Source organism: Blautia sp. St.27G3, assembly GCF_059728505.1.
Genome location: NZ_BAAGFO010000004.1, coordinates 1 through 16,904 on the forward strand (window position 1 = coordinate 1; position 16,904 = coordinate 16,904).

Consider the following 16,904-nt stretch of genomic DNA (forward strand, 5'->3'; position numbering starts at 1 on the left):
TCTTTTTCCGTTCATGGTGGGCTTCCAGCGGCCCCGCCGGGTGGCCCTTGTGCTTCTCAAATCGCAAAATTGCGTGTTGTGCCATTGAACTCCTTTCCCCATTCCATTCCTTTCCGGCGGGTTTTCCCGCCGAAAATATCTCTGATAGGATTGGAATGGAATGAATGTAAATAGATGGTTTTAATCTCTGTATTTCTATATACCGTCAGATTTCCGTACTTCAAGAGGATTGATTTTCGTACTCGCCAAGTACGGTTTTCAGCCCTCCGGCGTACCATAACCGGATTTCTTGAAGTCGGTGTTTGGAACCGCTTCATAGGATTTCGGGTAAATGCGGTTGGGTTTTCCACAGCCCTGTTTCTGGATTTCCACCAGCCCCGCATACTGCAACTCCCGCAGGGTGTTGACCGCTTTCTGCCGCCCGCAGCGGAGCAAAGCGACCACCTCGCAGATGGGGTAGTACAGGTAGACCCGCCCGTACTCGTCCGCCCAGCCGTTCTTCCGGGACAACTCCGCCCGGCGCAGGACAAAGGCATACAGCACCTTCGCTTCGTTGCTCAAGGGCTGGAATGTGGGTGCTTCAAAAAGGAAATTGGGGAGCCGGGTGAAACTGAACGCCTTTTCCGGCTGGTGAATATAAATCGTGTTTGTCATAGCGTGTTTTGTGGACGGTTAGAGGCCCGTTTTCCGGGGCGAATGATAAATGATACCAGCCGCCCCGGTTGAGGGCTTGCGGAGCCTTGCAAATCAAGGCTTTTCCCGCTCTTAACTGTCCACAGCAGACCTCCTTTTCCGTTCACTTTCTGTTTTCTGCCGCCTGTGAACTCTGGCGGCGCAGTCCGGGCAGTATTTGCCCCGGTTGGACTTCGGGACGAACACACCGCCGCACTCCGCACAGCGTTTCAAGTCCCTGTCCCGGTAAATCTCCGCTTCCAGCGTCCTGTCCAGCGGCAAGACCGCCCAGCGGAACCACTTGCAGCAGACGGAGAACGAAATCATCTGCGGACAGGCGCAGGTGTCGCCATCGTCCAGCGCAAGGCAGTTTCCGTCCTCGCAGTTGCAGCACTCCCGGCGTATCAGGCCGCTGGCTCGTCTCTTCTGGGGCGGGGTTATGCGGTAGGGGGAGCCGTCCGGCCTGTGTTCCAGCGGCGGCAGGTGTTGATAGGGTCTTTTGCTCATGCGTCCCTCCGTTTTCTTTGGCGTGTTCTGTTTCCAAGGTGCTTGTCCATCGATGAACTATCCCAAGTCTACACCTTTTTGACCGCCTGTGCCGTATATCCAAGAGGTAGGAAATCAGCCTGAAAAACTCCCTATTTCCACGCTCTCGGATTTGTGATATAATCAAAAAAAGATAAAAGACAAATTCAGGTTTCTGGTCTTCTTGCACAAAATAAAGGAGGAGCTATTATGCAAATTGTTTATATTCCAAGCGAATCAATGTCTGTTCAAGGTAAAAAAGATGAAATCTATAAAAGATATGGGAAAGACTGGAATATTAGAGAACAGGGAGGAGGGTAACGGAAATTGGTTGTTGACCAGAAAAAGTGATGTGCTTGTAGATGGAAAAAGTTATCGTACTTTTGTACTTGAACACTACGGTAAATCCAAGCTGACAGCGAAGCTTGTTGATAAATTTCGTGAAGATGTAGCAAATGGTAAAATAAAACTGTAAATGCCTATGCCGTTATGCTATGAGCATAGTACATAGCATAACGGCTTCTCTTTCGTTGAGCTAGCAAGGAGGGTGAATATGTCTTTATCCATACAAGAGCGATTAAAAGACCTACGTGTGGAGCGTGGCTTGACGCTGGGGCAGCTTGCGGAGCAGACCGGGCTTTCCAAGTCTGCGCTGGGCAGTTACGAAACGGAAGACTTCAAGGACATCAGCCACTATGCCCTTATCCGGCTGGCGAAGTTTTACGGTGTGACCGCTGATTATCTGCTGGGGCTGTCTGAAATGAAAAATCACCCAAACGCCGATCTTGCAGACCTGCGTTTGAGTGATGAAATGATTGACCTGCTGAAAAGCGGGAGGATAGACAATACCCTGCTGTGTGAGCTGGCGGCGCACCCGGATTTCCCCCGGCTGATGGCTGACCTTGAAATCTATGTGAACGGAAACGGCACTGAAACAGGCGCAGGGTGCAAACGCCATAGTGGACACGATGAGCGCAACTGTTATAAAAAAGCATAATCCTGGCATGAGTGATACGCAGTTAAGACAGCTTATCACCGCCCATATTGATGAGGACGAGTTTTGCCGCTATGTGATACAACGGGACATAAACGGGATTGCCCTTGCTCTGCGGGAAACACACAAGGACGATTTTTTCAGCGTCCCAGAGGATAACCCGCTAAAAGAAATGCTGGAAACTGCTGGTGAAATCGTCAGCCAGGACAGCGACACGGAACAAGCGTACTTGGCGTTTATCTGCAAACGGCTCAAGCTGAATTTTAGGAAGCTGTCAGTAGAAGAACGGAAGTGGCTGAAAAAGATTGCGGAAAAATCCGACTTGCTGAAGAATCCAAAACCGCAGAGAGGACGAAGATAAAAAATGCCTGAACGGCGGTTCTGGTTTTTCAGAACCACCATCCAGGCATTTTGTTTAGTAATAGAAAAAGGTGCAGTTGATTATTGCGTATTGTCAATCTCTCTCAAACCGGGTAGTAAAAATACGGCAAGCGCAACGATGATAATGCCAATTCCGCAAATGACAAACCATTTCTCAACTCCCAGCCGCTCCGCCAGAGGCCCGGAAATGACAAGGCCAAACGGCATGGCGAGGGAAGCGGCGCTTGTCAGTAGAGAAAAAACTCTCCCCAGATATTCTGGTTTGACCGTTTCTTGAAAAATCGCATTTTGCACACCGTAAAATGGAGCGGAAATTCCCATAACAGTACAGCACACAACAAAGACAAGAAATGCGTCTGGCGGCAAAAGCCCGGAGAGCATATTGCTAACGCCCATCAGGAGAACGGAAAGACCGATGGTGTACCGCCGTTTCTTAAAACCGCCCCAAATGCTCAGAATGACTCCGCCAAGCAGCATACCAACCGCAAAAGCAATTTCAGCGGCAGAGGCATGGGCCGGTGTTCCTTTGAAGTATGACATACAGATGAGAGGAAAAAGCGTACTGATTGGCATATAAAAGAACATATAAATTACACCAATCCAGAGCAGAGCAAAGAGGCCCCTGTTTTGCTTTAATACCACATACCCCTCTTTCATATCCTGTAAAAACTGTTGTCTTTTCGTTTCTGGACATAGTTCAGGCGTTGGTATGGACGAAATCGCAACAGTCACACAGGCAAGGATTGCACCCACAATATCTAACAATATAATTGCATTAAGAGGCCAAACAGCATATAAAAACGCTGCGGCAGCTGGACTGATAATCGCACTTACTGCTTGCATGGTCTGCGTGTAACCAGCGCATTTTGTAAGTTCCTCTTTTGGCACAATCATAGGTGTTGCTGCGCTGAATGCTGGAGAATGAAAAGCAGTTTCCCGCACTTCGGATTAACAGGACAACCATAATAGACCATACGGGCAATTCCATGTAAAACGCCACCAGCGCCAGAATACCGCCAGCGGCGGCAATTATCAAATCCGCACCAATCATTACGCTTTTACGGCTGTGCCGGTCAACAAAAGCACCTGCAAACGGGCCTAAACAGGCTTGCGGCAAAAATCCAATCAGTGTTGCCGCCGTCAATATGATTGCAGAATTAGTTTTCGCAACCAAATAAAAGATAATGGCCATTTGCAAAATACCGCTGCTAATAAAGGATATTGCTTGTCCGGCAAGAAGTGTAAAATAAGTTTTTCTCCATGAATTGTTGTTTTGGGTCATAATGCGAACCTCCTTTTTTATTGCATTGTTCCTTTGTTTCTGCAATAAAAAGCAGGCGTTGTCCCACAGAGAGGGCAGACGCCTGCATAACAACAAAGCACGAAAAAACACCACGATACAGTTCAAAGACTGCTCGTGTCAAACCTACGTGTTCCTTTGCATACGCACGCAAAAAAAGCCCACCATCATGTGGAAAGGTACTTCTACTTTTTATTGCTTATTAGCGTACACAAATTAACACACGTAAGCCTCCTTCCAATCTCAAACTGTCGCACAGTATAACACACATCCGATAGACTTGTCAACCATTTTTAACCTTGTTTTCCATCTTGTTTTTCCATCTCTTACGGGCAGTAGCAAAGCCAGGCGAGCCAGTCAACGGTCAAGATGAACGGCGCTTTCAGCGCCGCCGTTGACAGTCTCGCCCGTCTTTGCTAATGGGTAATCAAGGCGGGAAAGCCATTTTAGGGCTTTCCCGCCCATTTCAATTTTGGGAGAAGAAAGGCCCCAAAATGAACGAGTGCGGCCAAACACTTTTAGGGATTGGCCACCTTGTCCACCCATCCAGCGGGGCGGCGGGGAACGGTCAAGGCCGGGCGTCAGCCCATTCATTTCAGCCTTGACGGTTTCCTGCCGTCCTGCTACTTTTCCCGGAGTGTGGCCACACATCTGGTCACGGTGTCCAGAGCTTTGGGACTTTTTGTCCCATAGGCCGGGGGCGGAGGACGAGGGACGGGGGCTTTCATAATACGCCCTGTCTGCTGCTGAAATCAGCCCTTTGTTTCCGGCTTACCAGCCCCAAACAAAGCCCTGCTTTCCTGCCGCGTCAAATGCCCTTGCCCTCCCCGGCGGCAACGGTATTTTCAGGGCAACGCCGACAGAGCGTATAACACACTACACTTTGCTCCGCAAAGTCGTGTGCCAAATGGGGCGCTGCCCCCTTTGGAAACCCCCGCAACAAACAGGTGCTATGCACCCAGCCGGGAGCATAGCGCCGTTTGTTGTCAGCAGCCCGTTTCACGGTCTGCGTGTAGTTCCTTGTAAACTGACCTAAGGGCATTTGCAAGCAACAAAAATCTGACTGGAATTACTCTTCCCTCAAGCCTGACCAGCATTGGAACTTATGCATTTTCAGGGTGCAGCGCTCTGACAGGGAACCTGGTTTTACCTGAAGGCCTGGCGGAGCTCGGGGATTATGCATTTCAGAGCTGTGCAGGTCTTTCCGGGGATATCAGACTGCCGGACAGCCTGTTGAATATTGGAATCAGTGCTTTTTATGGATGCAGCGGTTTTAATGGAAGCCTGGTTCTGCCGGGAAATCTGACTTACCTTGGAAAGAGTACGTTCGATGGATGCAGCGGGCTGCAGGGAACCGTGCTTCTGCCGGACAGCCTGAATGTAATCGAGACATACGCTTTTTCGAGATGCCAGTTTACGTGTGAGGCATCATCAGAATCAGTTGCAGCACTGGCGTATGGTTCAGGATATCGTAACATAACGCTGAATGGCGTTCTGTATGAACCGGCGCCGATAAACACTTCTACTTTTCGTGTTGATGACTTTTATTATAAAATAATTGATAAAGAAAAAGGATATGTTCAATTAAGTTCGTCTCCAAGCACGGTATCAGGCGTTGTGACAATTCCGGATCGTGTCACGTATCAGGAAAAAACGTATCAGGTAACAGAAATCGGGCCAATGGCCTTTCATTCGAAAAAGAATATAACCGGAGTGATTTTTCCGGAAGGCCTGCTTCATATAGGAGATTCTGCTTTTGACTACTGTACTGGCCTTAGCGGAACCCTGACATTGCCGGACAGCCTGGTCAGCATCGGGGCAGAGGCTTTCATGGAATGTACCGGCCTGAGTGGGAATCTGATTTTTCCAGAAAATATGAAAAGCATAGGAAAATTTGCTTTTATGAATTGTACAGGCTTCAATGGATCTTTACAATTACCGGACAGCATTACAAATATCGGGGAAAGTGCCTTTTTTAACTGCTGTAACCTGAGAGGAACTCTGACATTGCCGTCTGGTCTGACGAAAATATCTCAGAATGCATTTTATAATTGCAGCCGTCTGACTGGAATACTGACAATTCCGGACAGTGTTACGGGACTGGGCAGCACGGCATTTCAGCTGTGCAGCGGTATTACAGAGTTTCAGGTTGGAAAAGGGGTACAGAGTATCGGAAGTTCCGCGTTTCCTTCTGGAGCCAAGCTGGTGACGGGCAGCCCTCAGGTTCAGCTTTTGCTGGTAGAATATCTGAGATTGAATGAGATCCCGGCCGCTTTTTGGGACGGGCAGGAAGATGTGCCGGGCGGTGCGATAGTTACCGTAGAGAAAGATGCTGTGATTTCCGGTGACATTACGATTGGTGAGGAAGCGCAGGTAAGGATTGCTCCGGATGTTACGGTCACTGTTTCCGGAAAGCTGACAGTGGAAGGAACTGTTACCGTGGAAGGAATTTTGCTGGCAGACGGCACAATTAATGTCACAGAAACAGGTACGATTGTCAGGAGAAAACAGGAGCAGCTTGAGATTCAGGATATAGGGAACAGAACGTATGGGGATGACAGCTTTACACTGGCTGTAAACGGCGGAAGTGGTGTAGGTGCTGTGACATTTGAAAGTTCTGATCCGTCTGTGCTGAGTATTTCAGGTAATACAGCGACAATCCGAAAGGCAGGAACTGTTGTTATTACGGCGACAAAATCGGAGGATTATACATTTAAAGAAACGTCAGCGATACAGCCTGTTGATATTGAACGGAAAAGAGTTACAATTCAGGCAGAAAATATTTCTGTGAAGAAAGAAGAGCAGCTCCCGGGATTCACGTATGTGCCCTTGACACTGGCGTATCAAGATCGTATCGAAACAGAGCCGGTATTAACCAGCAGTGTAATAGATACAGGGGTGATCGGTGAATATTCAATTGAGATTAAAGGAGCAGTACTGACCAATCATGACAGCTATGTGATTGAATATGTTCCGGGGATTTTGAGGGTGACAGATAATCTCTATACACTTAAGGTAAATAACAGTGGGGATGGAGCAACAGCATCAGGAGAGTTCCATCCAGGAGAACGGATTGAGCTTCATGCCGGAACCAGAAATGAGTATGTGTTTGATGGCTGGATTTCTGACAATGGCGGTGTGTTTGAGGACGCAGCTTCACCGGATACTGGTTTTATTATGCCAAAAGCGGATGTAGTGATTACTGCAAACTGGAAAAAAGAAGAGGGACCTTCTGATAATAATGAAGGAGGAACCGGCGGCAACGGAGGAACCGGAAGTAACGAAGAGGGAACCGGCGGCAACGGAGGAACCGGAAGTAACGAAGAGGGAACCGGCGGCAACGGAGGTTCCGGAAGCAATGAAGGAGGAACTGGCGGTAACGGAGGTTCCGGCGATAACGAAGGAAACAAGAAACCGGACAATGACAAAAAAACAGAAGAAAAAAGAAAAGATGATAGAAAGGTGACAGAGCCTGCAATCGGAACTGTTTCCGTAGATGCTGAGAAGGATGGTAAGGATGGAACTATTTCTGTGAACATAACAGAAGCACATATCAGTCAGGCGGTTCAGGCAGCAAAGGATGCAGCAGCAGACAGGGATGTAAATGCAGGAGATATTTCAATTAAGATTCAGGTTACATTTGAGGAAGATGGTTCAGATGAGAATAGGGTGAATCATCTGAAAGTCAATCTTTCGTCTGAGGTACAGAAGCAGATGAAAGACAATAAAATCAGCCGGGTTACGTTTGCAGCCGAAAAGCCGGGCATCTCCGTAGGGCTTGATCTGAATGCTGTCGTGGCAGTCAATGATCAGGCGAAAGGAGATGTGCAGCTGGTCATCACGTGCGCAGATTCCACCAAGCTTTCCGGGGAAGCACAGGTTGCAATTGGAAGCCGTCCGGCGTTTGAACTGAACATTTTATACGGCAGTGATCAGCAGATGATCACAGATTTTGGTTCCGGGAAAATGCACGTTGCAGTTCCATATGAATTACAGAAAGAAGAAAATCCGGGAGGAATGCAGGCAGTTTACGTGAGCGAAGAGGGAGAAGCCACGTATTTGATTAATTCTGTTTACAGCAGCGGCAAAAAGGTGGCGTATTTTGCAGCAGACTGTCCCGGAATCTATGGACTGGGGTATCGAACACCAGCTTCCTGCAAAGATGTGAAAACCCACCCGGCAAAAGATGATATGGAATTTGTAATCAGCCGGAAACTGATGGAACCGCTTGAAGATGGGGTGTTCGGCCCGGAAGAACCGGTAACGGTGGAGCAGTTTACCGCTTGTTTTGAAAAACTGACTGGGATAGATGTGACCACTGGCCTTGAACGTTATTTTGCCGGAGCAGATACATGGCAGACTCTTACGCGTGCACAGGCGTGCTGTCTGCTGCGCCATTATACGGAACATACCATTTCTGGTTCTGTATCAGAAGGCTGGCTGAGAAATACTTCCGGCAGTTGGGCATACTATCAGGATGGCAGAAAGCTGACCGGAATTCATACCATAGACGGGTTGTGGTATGAATTTGGTAAAGACGGTTTGCTGAAAGGATAATTAAATCTTCAGGTAAGACTTCAGGCAAATGAAGTTGGAATGAAAAAAGGCATATGGAATAGCAAAGGAAAGAAGCTTTGTGATCCATATGCTTTTTTGTAGCCCATTCAAGAGACAATGTGTAAGGGAATCAAGCTTCCTTTTGCCTGCGTGGCTTGAAATATGGCAGACTTCATGATAAGATAATTTTAATCGTTGGAAATATTTTGATAATAAAAAACAGAGCGCATGAGGTGTTGCGGATGCAGATTAATTTAAGTTCAGATGGTTACGAGATCGTTGACAGCAGGCAGGTTTTTCTATTTGAGGCGAGTAAGGATTTAAAGCTGGATATCAGAGCAGATAACGGCTTTTCTTTTTCTGTTGTTTTAGTTTTTTTGAAGGATTCCTCAGGGAAACAGGAGATTAGGCAGGAAGTTAGGGAAAATACGCTTCATCTGTCGTGTATGAATTTTATGGATAAGGGAACCGGCCTTATTACACCAAAAAAGATAGCAGAGATCGAAGACAGAGCGCTGTTTTTGATGTTTTGGTCTTCCGTGCACGGAGATCTGAACGGGAAGGTCAGAAGTGTAAGATATACCCTGTTTTTTGAAAGACAGCCGGAGGAGAGTGAATAAATGGGAGCGAATCGGCTGATTACAAACGGGTCGTATGTATTAAATGAGAAAGCGGTTCAAAACAAAACCAAAAAACGGCTTGCGTATGAAGTGATGCACATGGACCGGCGGGTGGCAAGTATTTCGTCCATTGGGAATGTAAAGATTTTTGATGAGGCTTTTATGCCATTTGACCTTTATCTTGAGCAGGAAGAGGAACACGACATTGAGACAATGATGAACAATGTCAACAATTTTTACCATTGGTGTGCATCGCGTGTTCTGTCGCTGGACCGGAAATATGCAAAGGAAATTTTAAACAGTATCGGTGTGGCTCAGGCTGTGACAGATAAGGACCGCGCAGAGATTTCTCTGTCATATCACTGCGTCTCTCTGACGGATGTTTTCTGGGTCAGGGGCCAGGAGGAAGATGTTGCATTTGCAGAGCTGAATCTGTACGACAATACATTAAATGAGGCAGTTGTAGAGCTGTCCTTGAAAGGCCGGCAGATGACAGTCACAAATGAGGAGCTGGCGCCGGATTTATCAACAAAAGGCTGCTTTCCCAAAGCATGGATCCGCGGTGAAGGCGGCTTTCGTCTCCTGAAAGGGGGAAACGAATCTGCCGTGAACAGGGAATTGCTGGCAAGCGCGGTCTGCCAGTGTTTTGATGTCAGGCAGGTGAGGTACCGAAAGCATATTTATGAGGGGCAGGTGGTTACGGAGAGCGATATCATAACGTCAAAGGAATACTCTATGGTTTCAAAGATGGCGTTTGATATTTATGCGTGTAATCATGATCTGGATACACTTGAGATCTGTAAGCGTCTGGACCCGGTAACTTATTATGGTATGAATATTCTGGATTATCTGACCGGGAATACGGACCGCCATCCGGAAAACTGGGGGTTTTTGGTGGATAACAGCACAAATCAGTGTATTTCTCTGTATCCGCTGATGGATTTTAATCAGTGTTTTTTGTCTTATGACAATCTGGAAGGTGCAAGCTGCCAGACCGTATTACCGCTTCGAATGACACAGAGAGAGGCGGCTATCGAAGCAGTCAAAGCGATCGGGCTGCGGCAGATCGCAAAGATCGATATGGGCTGGTTTGGGACAATGGAAAAAGAAGCAGAAATGTTTCTGTTACGGCTTGCAGAATTGAGACATTATGAATCGAAACGTTATGAATCAAAACGTGACGAAAGGACAGAAAAGGATGAATCTGATACAAAAGATAGAAGCGTACCGTCCATGGAATGAACAGGAAGCAAAGGACCGGGAGCTGATTCTGGAATGCCTGCGCCGGGAACCGGATATTTTTACAAGAAAAAATGTCCTGGCGCATATGACAGCTTCAGGCTGGGTGGTGAATCCGGCGCGGGACAGAGTATTGATGGCGTATCACAGGATTTTTGATTCCTGGTCATGGCTTGGCGGACATGCGGACGGGCAGGAGGATCTGCTGGCTGTGGCAGTACGTGAAGTGCAGGAGGAGAGTGGGCTTCAGGAAGTATGTCCGGTATCAGAGGATATTTTTTCTCTGGAGGTGTTGACCGTAGACGGCCATATAAAGCGTGGGGCATATGTGGCTTCTCATCTGCATTTGAATGTTACGTATCTTCTGGAGGCTTCCGATGAGGAAGCGTTGTCTGTGAAAGAGGATGAAAACAGCGCTGTGGCCTGGTTTGGCCTGCAGGAGACCGTGAAGGTTTCCACGGAGCCATGGCTTCGGGAGCACATTTACGGAAAATTAAACGAAAAACTTCATTTCATGTAAGGTTATGAGAGAGGAAAAGTACGAAAATGAGCTTTGACTGGAAAAAAGACGGAAAAAGAATTTTGATTATCTGCATTGCGGCTGTGATTTCAGCGGTGAATATCAAGACATTTGTGCGCACAGGCGGACTGTATCCGGGCGGAGCAACGGGACTTACGATTCTGATACAGCGCATCGGAGAACGCTATCTGAATGTGGAAATTCCGTATACAGTTATCAATCTGCTGTTGAACGCAGTTCCGGCTTATATTGGATTCCGATTTATCGGAAAGAAATTTACCCTGTATTCCTGTCTGATGTTTTTTCTGACCGGTCTTCTTACAGATGTGATTCCGGCGCAGGTAATCACGTATGATACGCTGTTGATCAGTATTTTTGGCGGTATTATCAACGGATTTACGATAAGCTTATGTCTGCGTGAGAATGCGACGACCGGAGGCACCGATTTTATCAGTATTTATTTGTCGGACCGGACCGGAATGGACTCTTTTAATGTGATTCTTGGTATTAATGTTGTGATTATCGGAATTGCAGGCGTTCTGTTCGGATGGGATAAGGCGCTGTATTCCATTATCTATCAGTACGCCTCCACACAGGTATTGCATACGCTTTATCAGAAATATCAGAAAAAAACGTTGTTTATTGTAACAAACAGGCCAAAGGAAATCTGTGAGGTCATTAAAGAGATGAGCCATCACGGTGCGACGATTCTGGAAGGGGAAGGGTCCTATGAAGGGTGTACGCGCGATGTTGTTTATTCTGTCATATCAAGTGCGGAATGCAAACAGGTAACGCGCGCAGTGCGTGAAGTCGATCCGAAAGCGTTTATCAATGCAATGAGGACCGAGGAACTGACGGGACGTTTTTATCAGAAGCCGACAGAATGATGCCCGACGTATGTCCGGAACGCTGTTTTTTCCAGCAGATTTTCCGTATTGCGTTTATTCGACGGCAATCGGAGAAAAAAATTTCGTGATTTTCAGACTTTTTTTTATTTTCTGCGTCACTAATCGATTCCTATTACGTTATAGTATTATGTGACGTGTGCATTTTACGGCAGAAACAGGGGAGCTTTCTGTCGTTTTTGGGGGACAAGATTTTCTTGCCATCACGCGAGGTTGTTATATAATACAAGTAGTTTTTGTACATGACAATTTTTGGTAAGGGCCCACAAAAAATGCAGCGGTGCAACGACAGAAAATTCATAGGATTGAGAGGAGTATTACGATGGAAAAGCTGAATATTGCGATTGCTGACGACAATGAGAGAATGGTGCAGCTGCTTGATCAGATTGTGAGTAGTGACGAGGAGCTGCAGGTGGTTGGAAAGGCCGGAAACGGAGAGGATCTGATTGAGATCATCCGAGAGAAGAAACCGGATGTTGTGCTGCTGGATATTATCATGCCGAAACTGGACGGACTTACTGTAATGGACAGAGTCAATCAGGATTCCAATCTGAGAAAGCCTGCGTTTATCGTGATATCTGCGGTTAGTCAGGAAAAGATGACAGAGGATGCGTTTGAGCTGGGAGCGGATTATTATATTTTAAAGCCGTTTGACAATGACACTGTGGTGAACCGGATCAAACGTGTGCGTACAAGACAGCTTCGAAACGCGTCAAAGACAAAAAAGATAAGCGCATACGAAAGCCAGAAAGCATATATGGAACATAATCTGGAAACAGATGTGACAAATATCATACATGAAGTCGGCGTTCCGGCACATATTAAAGGATATCAGTACTTAAGAGATGCGATTATCATGTCTGTGAATGATATGGAAATGCTGAATTCCATTACAAAAATCCTCTATCCGACAATAGCAAAGCGTCATCAGACAACGCCGAGCAGAGTCGAGCGTGCAATCCGGCATGCGATTGAGGTAGCATGGAGCCGCGGTAAAATGGATACGATTGAAGAGCTGTTTGGCTACACGGTCAGCGGTGGAAAAGGGAAACCCACGAATTCAGAATTTATTGCGTTGATTGCGGATAAGATACGTCTGGAATATAAAAACCGGGCCTGAACAAATGTAAATAAAGTCTTTTCATTGCGCCGAAAATGAGTTATAATTTTTATAATATTCGTAATGAGCGGAGGTTCGTATATGAAAAGAATACTTTATGTTGCTTCTGAAGCAGTGCCGTTTATCAAGACAGGAGGACTTGCCGATGTAGTAGGTTCTCTTCCGAAATGTTTTAATAAAGATGAGTATGATGTCCGTGTAATTCTTCCCAAATATATGTGCATGAGCGAAGAGTGGAAGAGTAAAATGAACTATGTGACGCATTTTTATATGGATCTTGCATGGCGTTCTCAGTATGTCGGCGTTTTGGAGATGCAGTATGACGGCATACAGTTTTACTTTATTGACAATGAATATTATTTTTCCGGTGCCAAGCCATACGGAAACATTTATCAGGATATCGAAAAATTTGCATTCTTTTCAAAAGCAGCCCTTTCCGCACTTCCGCTGATCGGCTTTCAGCCGGATATCGTTCACTGCCATGACTGGCAGACGGGGTTGGTTCCGGTGCTTCTTAAGGATAAGTTTCATGAGGGTGAGTTTTTCCGGAATATGAAGTCCGTGATCACGATCCACAACCTGAAATTCCAGGGGGTGTGGGATGTCAAGACCGTACGTGATATTACAGGACTTCCGGCATATTATTTCACACCGGATAAGCTGGAGGCCTATGGCGACGCAAATTATCTCAAAGGCGGTATTGTCTATGCAGATGCGATCACAACAGTGAGCGACACGTATGCGGAGGAGATCAAGACGCCGTTTTACGGAGAAGGCCTGGATGGTCTGATGCGTGCGCGTTCGGGGAGCCTGCGAGGGATTGTAAACGGTATTGATTACGATGTATTTAATCCTGAGACAGATACGCTGATTGAGAACAACTACAACAGCCGTAACTTCCGTAAAGAAAAGATCAAAAACAAGAGAGCATTGCAGCGCGAGCTTGGCCTTGAGCAGAATGACGGCACCTTTATGGTGGGAATCGTATCGAGACTGACAGACCAGAAAGGTTTTGATCTGATTGCTTATATGATGGATGAGATGTGCCAGAATAACATCCAGATTGTTGTGCTTGGTACAGGCGAAGAAAAATACGAAAATATGTTCCGGCACTTTGCATGGAAGTATCAGGGCAAGGTATCGGCCAATATTTTCTATTCAGAAGCTTTGTCGCATAAGGTTTACGCTGCCTGTGATGCGTTTCTGATGCCGTCACTGTTTGAGCCGTGCGGTTTGTCACAGCTTATGAGCCTGCGCTATGGTACTGTGCCGATTGTCCGCGAGACCGGCGGACTGAAGGATACGGTGATTCCGTACAACGAGTATGAGAGCACAGGAACAGGCTTCAGCTTTGCAAATTACAATGCACACGAGATGTATTTTACGTTGCAGTATGCAATGAACATTTATTACAACAAAAAGCGTGAATGGAATAAACTGATTGACCGCGGTATGGCAGCTGATTTCTCCTGGAATCACTCTGCGAGCAAATATCAGGAAATGTACGACTGGCTGTGTTCTTACTGATTCTGAGAGAATTTTGTCAGAACTATTTTTGGTCAGAACTACATTTTTGGTTTTTCTGTCAGGATGCATATTTTCCCTCCTGTCCGGAGATACTGAGATCGTAACTCAAGTATCCGGAAGGAGGGATTTTTTTATGAATCAGATATCAGAGCTTGACCTTCAGAACCTTCGCCACCTGATTGGCGGATTTTCCACGACCCATTGTAAAATGCAGGCTTATGCACAGCAGGCAACAGACCCGGGCGTGAAGCAGTTTTTCCAGAAATCTGCGCAGTCTGCAATGCAGAGCAAGCAGCAGCTGATGCAGTTTTTGCAGTAAGAGATAAATAAGGAGGAAACAGACATGGACGAGAAAACAATGGTATCCGATACGCTGGCTGGCATCAATGGCGAGCTGGTACGCTACGGAGAGATGATTCCGCAGACAGAGAATGCACAGCTGAAGCAGACTCTGAAGCAGTTCCGCAATCAGTGTGAGCAGTCTCAGGAAGAGATTTATCAGATTGCAAGAAGCAAACAGTACTATGTTCCGGCAGCACAGGCAACCAGAGAAGAAATTGAGCATGTAAAATCAATACTGTCTCAGATGTAATCAGGGAATAGAACCAGGGAATGATAACAAAAATCCTGCCATGAGGCCGATGTAAATGAGTTTCAGGTACAGACGGCACATTTTTGTATAGGACTGTCGCATGAAAGAGGGACGATTCTTTTTTCATGCGGCAGCCCTGCTCTGAAAGGATAGGAGAAGGATCAGTCTGTTTCAGTAGTGTTTTATGAGCGTCTGGTTCCATGATTTTTTGCGGAAGCAAGCCTGGAATGATGCAGAAGCTTTTGAGGCAGCATGCTTTGCGGCAGCAGGAAAAAGCACGGGACCAGAAATGAGATGCCAAAAAGCACCGCCAAAAGGAGCGTGCCGCTCCAGGAAGGTACAGAAAAACGTGGGCAAAACAGGCGCAGAGCGGTCAGTCCGGCTCCGCACAGGATGCATAAAAGGGCAGGTTTTAACAGAGCGTCCGTGAGGCTTGCAGTAAAGCCGGCAGCACGGTGCAGCGTGATCAGGGAACAGACTACGATAAACGCCTGGCTGACCAGCATTCCGATAAAGTAACCGTCAATGCCGATGTCCGGTACCAGAAAAAGAATACATAAAAGCCGGACGCAAAACCCTGCCGTATTCCACACAGAAGCAGCGGCTGTTTTTCCCATTCCGTGCAAAACGCTGATAAGTGTCGTGTTGATATAGACGAAGGGACAAAGCAGCGCCAGTTTTCTCGTAAAAACTCCGGCCAGGGAGCTGTGGAATAAAAGCGTCCCCAGATCATTTCCGAAAAGTAAAAAACCAGTTAAAAAGAAATAACCTAAAAGAAGGCTGCCCTGAAAACTGGCATTGATCGTGTCAGTTATTTTTTTGTCCTGATTCAGTGCACGTGCTTCTGAAACGGCCGGAAGGAGCAGCGTTCCGATGGCGCTTGTTACTGCGGTTGGAAACATGAGAAGCGGCAGTGCCATGCCAGTCAGGGTGCCATATACGGCGAGCGCATCCAGGGAGCTGTGACCGAACTGACCAAGCATTTGCGGGAGCAGTGCGGCTTCAATTCCCTGTAGGACGCAGAGGAGCATTCGGCTCAGACCAAGCGGCGCCGAAACTGCCAGTGTTTTTTTTGTATCGCGGCGAATTAAGCGAAAGAAGGAATGGCGCCGGATCACGGAAAGTGCCGGAGATGCCATCTGTTCTTCCTGGAGTTGGTGTTTTCCAAAGACAAGGTGATAAATACAAAACAGGGCAGCGGCCAGTTCTCCGGCAAGCTGACCAAGTGCCATGATATTGGCGTTTGCGGTGCGCCCGCTTTTCTTGAAAATCATATAGAAAAGCATAACCGCAGTGATGCGCAACAGCTGCTCGATCAGCTGAGATGCCGCAGAAACGGGAATATTTTTCTTCCCGATAAAAAATCCGTTCAGACAGCCATGGATGGCAGAAAAAGGCAGAGAAAAAGCAATGATTTGCAGCAGAGAAGCACAGCTTGGCTCTAAAAGAAAATAAGTAGCCAGCCAGAGTGAACCACCAAAAAGCGCGGCACAGCACACCGTAGATAAGGTGATGGAAAGGAACAGCGCGCAGGCGAGAATACGGATTGCGGATTTCTGGTCTTTTTCTGCATAATATTCCGCAGTGAAGCGGGAAACGGCAGTCTGAATGCCGCCGCAGGAAAGGGCGGAGCAAAATGCCAAAACAGGAAAAGTGAGTTGAAATCGTCCGATTTCGGCTGCACCGATTGTACGGGATAGGAATATTTTATAGAAGAACCCCGCTGCTCTGGTAAGTAGCCCTGCCACAGTCAGAAGAAAAGTGCCTTTTAAAAGATAATGTCGTTCATTCATGGATAAATCCTGTCTCAGTGTTTGTTCAATATATGCAGATTGGAAGAGCGGATAGTACGAATTCCGCAAAACAGGCTTGACAGGAAAGAAAACGAGTGTTATTCTGAACAAGAAATCCGAGTAAAACACTCGGATATAAGAGCAGTTTTATCTTCTGTA

The 16,904-nt window shown here is 46.8% G+C and carries 13 protein-coding genes and 3 pseudogenes; 12 read left to right on the plus strand and 4 right to left on the minus strand.

The annotated features are described in order from the left end of the window. Positions 1-258 precede the first annotated feature (258 nt). Together AC6I2O_RS17395 and AC6I2O_RS17400 are read right to left on the minus strand one after the other, a co-directional pair. Positions 259-654, minus strand: coding sequence for a replication initiator protein A (locus tag AC6I2O_RS17395; RefSeq protein WP_002575861.1), 396 nt, complete (start codon positions 652-654; stop codon positions 259-261). Positions 655-765: 111 nt separating this feature from the next. Beyond that, complete coding sequence (locus AC6I2O_RS17400; RefSeq protein WP_002575860.1) at positions 766-1,179, minus strand: cysteine-rich VLP domain-containing protein; 414 nt, start codon at positions 1,177-1,179, stop codon at positions 766-768. A 349-nt stretch (positions 1,180-1,528) separates the two neighbouring features. Here AC6I2O_RS17400 and AC6I2O_RS17405 point away from each other — a divergent pair, with 349 nt between their 5' ends. Together AC6I2O_RS17405 and AC6I2O_RS17410 are read left to right on the plus strand one after the other, a co-directional pair. Beyond that, positions 1,529-1,672: a hypothetical protein gene (locus AC6I2O_RS17405; protein WP_441036818.1), complete on the plus strand. Its 144-nt coding sequence runs from the start codon at positions 1,529-1,531 to the stop codon at positions 1,670-1,672. Between the two features lie 78 nt (positions 1,673-1,750). Next, positions 1,751-2,552 (plus strand): annotated as a pseudogene (locus AC6I2O_RS17410) (helix-turn-helix domain-containing protein). 80 nt (positions 2,553-2,632) lie between these two features. On the opposite strand, the pseudogene AC6I2O_RS17415 reads toward AC6I2O_RS17410, so the two are convergent. Further along, positions 2,633-3,854 (minus strand): annotated as a pseudogene (locus tag AC6I2O_RS17415) (MFS transporter). 1,068 nt (positions 3,855-4,922) lie between these two features. On the opposite strand from AC6I2O_RS17415, the pseudogene AC6I2O_RS17420 reads away from it, so the two are divergent. The 10 genes and pseudogenes from AC6I2O_RS17420 to AC6I2O_RS17465 all read left to right on the plus strand — a co-directional run. Beyond that, positions 4,923-7,082: pseudogene (locus tag AC6I2O_RS17420) on the plus strand (leucine-rich repeat protein); the annotation flags it as partial. Between the two features lie 807 nt (positions 7,083-7,889). Then, complete coding sequence (locus tag AC6I2O_RS17425; protein WP_497743455.1) at positions 7,890-8,429, plus strand: S-layer homology domain-containing protein; 540 nt, start codon at positions 7,890-7,892, stop codon at positions 8,427-8,429. Between the two features lie 242 nt (positions 8,430-8,671). Further along, positions 8,672-9,049, plus strand: a complete 378-nt coding sequence (locus AC6I2O_RS17430) for a DUF6864 domain-containing function (RefSeq protein WP_120391449.1) — start codon at positions 8,672-8,674, stop codon at positions 9,047-9,049. Further along, positions 9,050-10,291 carry a hypothetical protein gene (locus AC6I2O_RS17435; RefSeq protein WP_497743357.1) on the plus strand — a complete coding sequence of 414 codons (1,242 nt, stop codon included), beginning with the start codon at positions 9,050-9,052 and terminating at the stop codon, positions 10,289-10,291. After that, a complete protein-coding gene (locus AC6I2O_RS17440) occupies positions 10,248-10,808 on the plus strand; it encodes an NUDIX hydrolase (protein ID WP_120391450.1) in 561 nt (186 codons plus the stop codon). The genes AC6I2O_RS17435 and AC6I2O_RS17440 overlap by 44 nt, the downstream gene beginning before the upstream one ends. A 26-nt stretch (positions 10,809-10,834) precedes the next feature. Continuing rightward, positions 10,835-11,695, plus strand: a complete 861-nt coding sequence (locus tag AC6I2O_RS17445; RefSeq protein WP_120391451.1) for a YitT family protein — start codon at positions 10,835-10,837, stop codon at positions 11,693-11,695. Between the two features lie 340 nt (positions 11,696-12,035). Continuing rightward, positions 12,036-12,833 (plus strand): sporulation transcription factor Spo0A, encoded by a 798-nt coding sequence (gene spo0A, locus AC6I2O_RS17450; RefSeq protein WP_120391452.1) that lies wholly within the window; start codon positions 12,036-12,038, stop codon positions 12,831-12,833. An 81-nt stretch (positions 12,834-12,914) separates the two neighbouring features. After that, positions 12,915-14,360, plus strand: a complete 1,446-nt coding sequence (gene glgA, locus AC6I2O_RS17455) for a glycogen synthase GlgA (RefSeq protein WP_120391453.1) — start codon at positions 12,915-12,917, stop codon at positions 14,358-14,360. Positions 14,361-14,493: 133 nt separating this feature from the next. Continuing rightward, entirely contained in the window at positions 14,494-14,679 is a 186-nt protein-coding gene (locus AC6I2O_RS17460) for a hypothetical protein (protein WP_120391454.1), read from the plus strand. A gap of 24 nt (positions 14,680-14,703) precedes the next feature. Continuing rightward, the gene (locus tag AC6I2O_RS17465) at positions 14,704-14,952 is read left to right on the plus strand and encodes a spore coat protein (protein ID WP_120391455.1); all 249 of its coding nucleotides are present in this window, start codon (positions 14,704-14,706) and stop codon (positions 14,950-14,952) included. 182 nt (positions 14,953-15,134) lie between these two features. Here the strand turns inward: AC6I2O_RS17465 and AC6I2O_RS17470 are convergent, their stop codons facing one another. Further along, on the minus strand, positions 15,135-16,745 hold the full coding sequence (locus AC6I2O_RS17470; RefSeq protein ID WP_497743358.1) for a putative polysaccharide biosynthesis protein: 1,611 nt from the start codon (positions 16,743-16,745) through the stop codon (positions 15,135-15,137). Positions 16,746-16,904 lie beyond the last annotated feature (159 nt).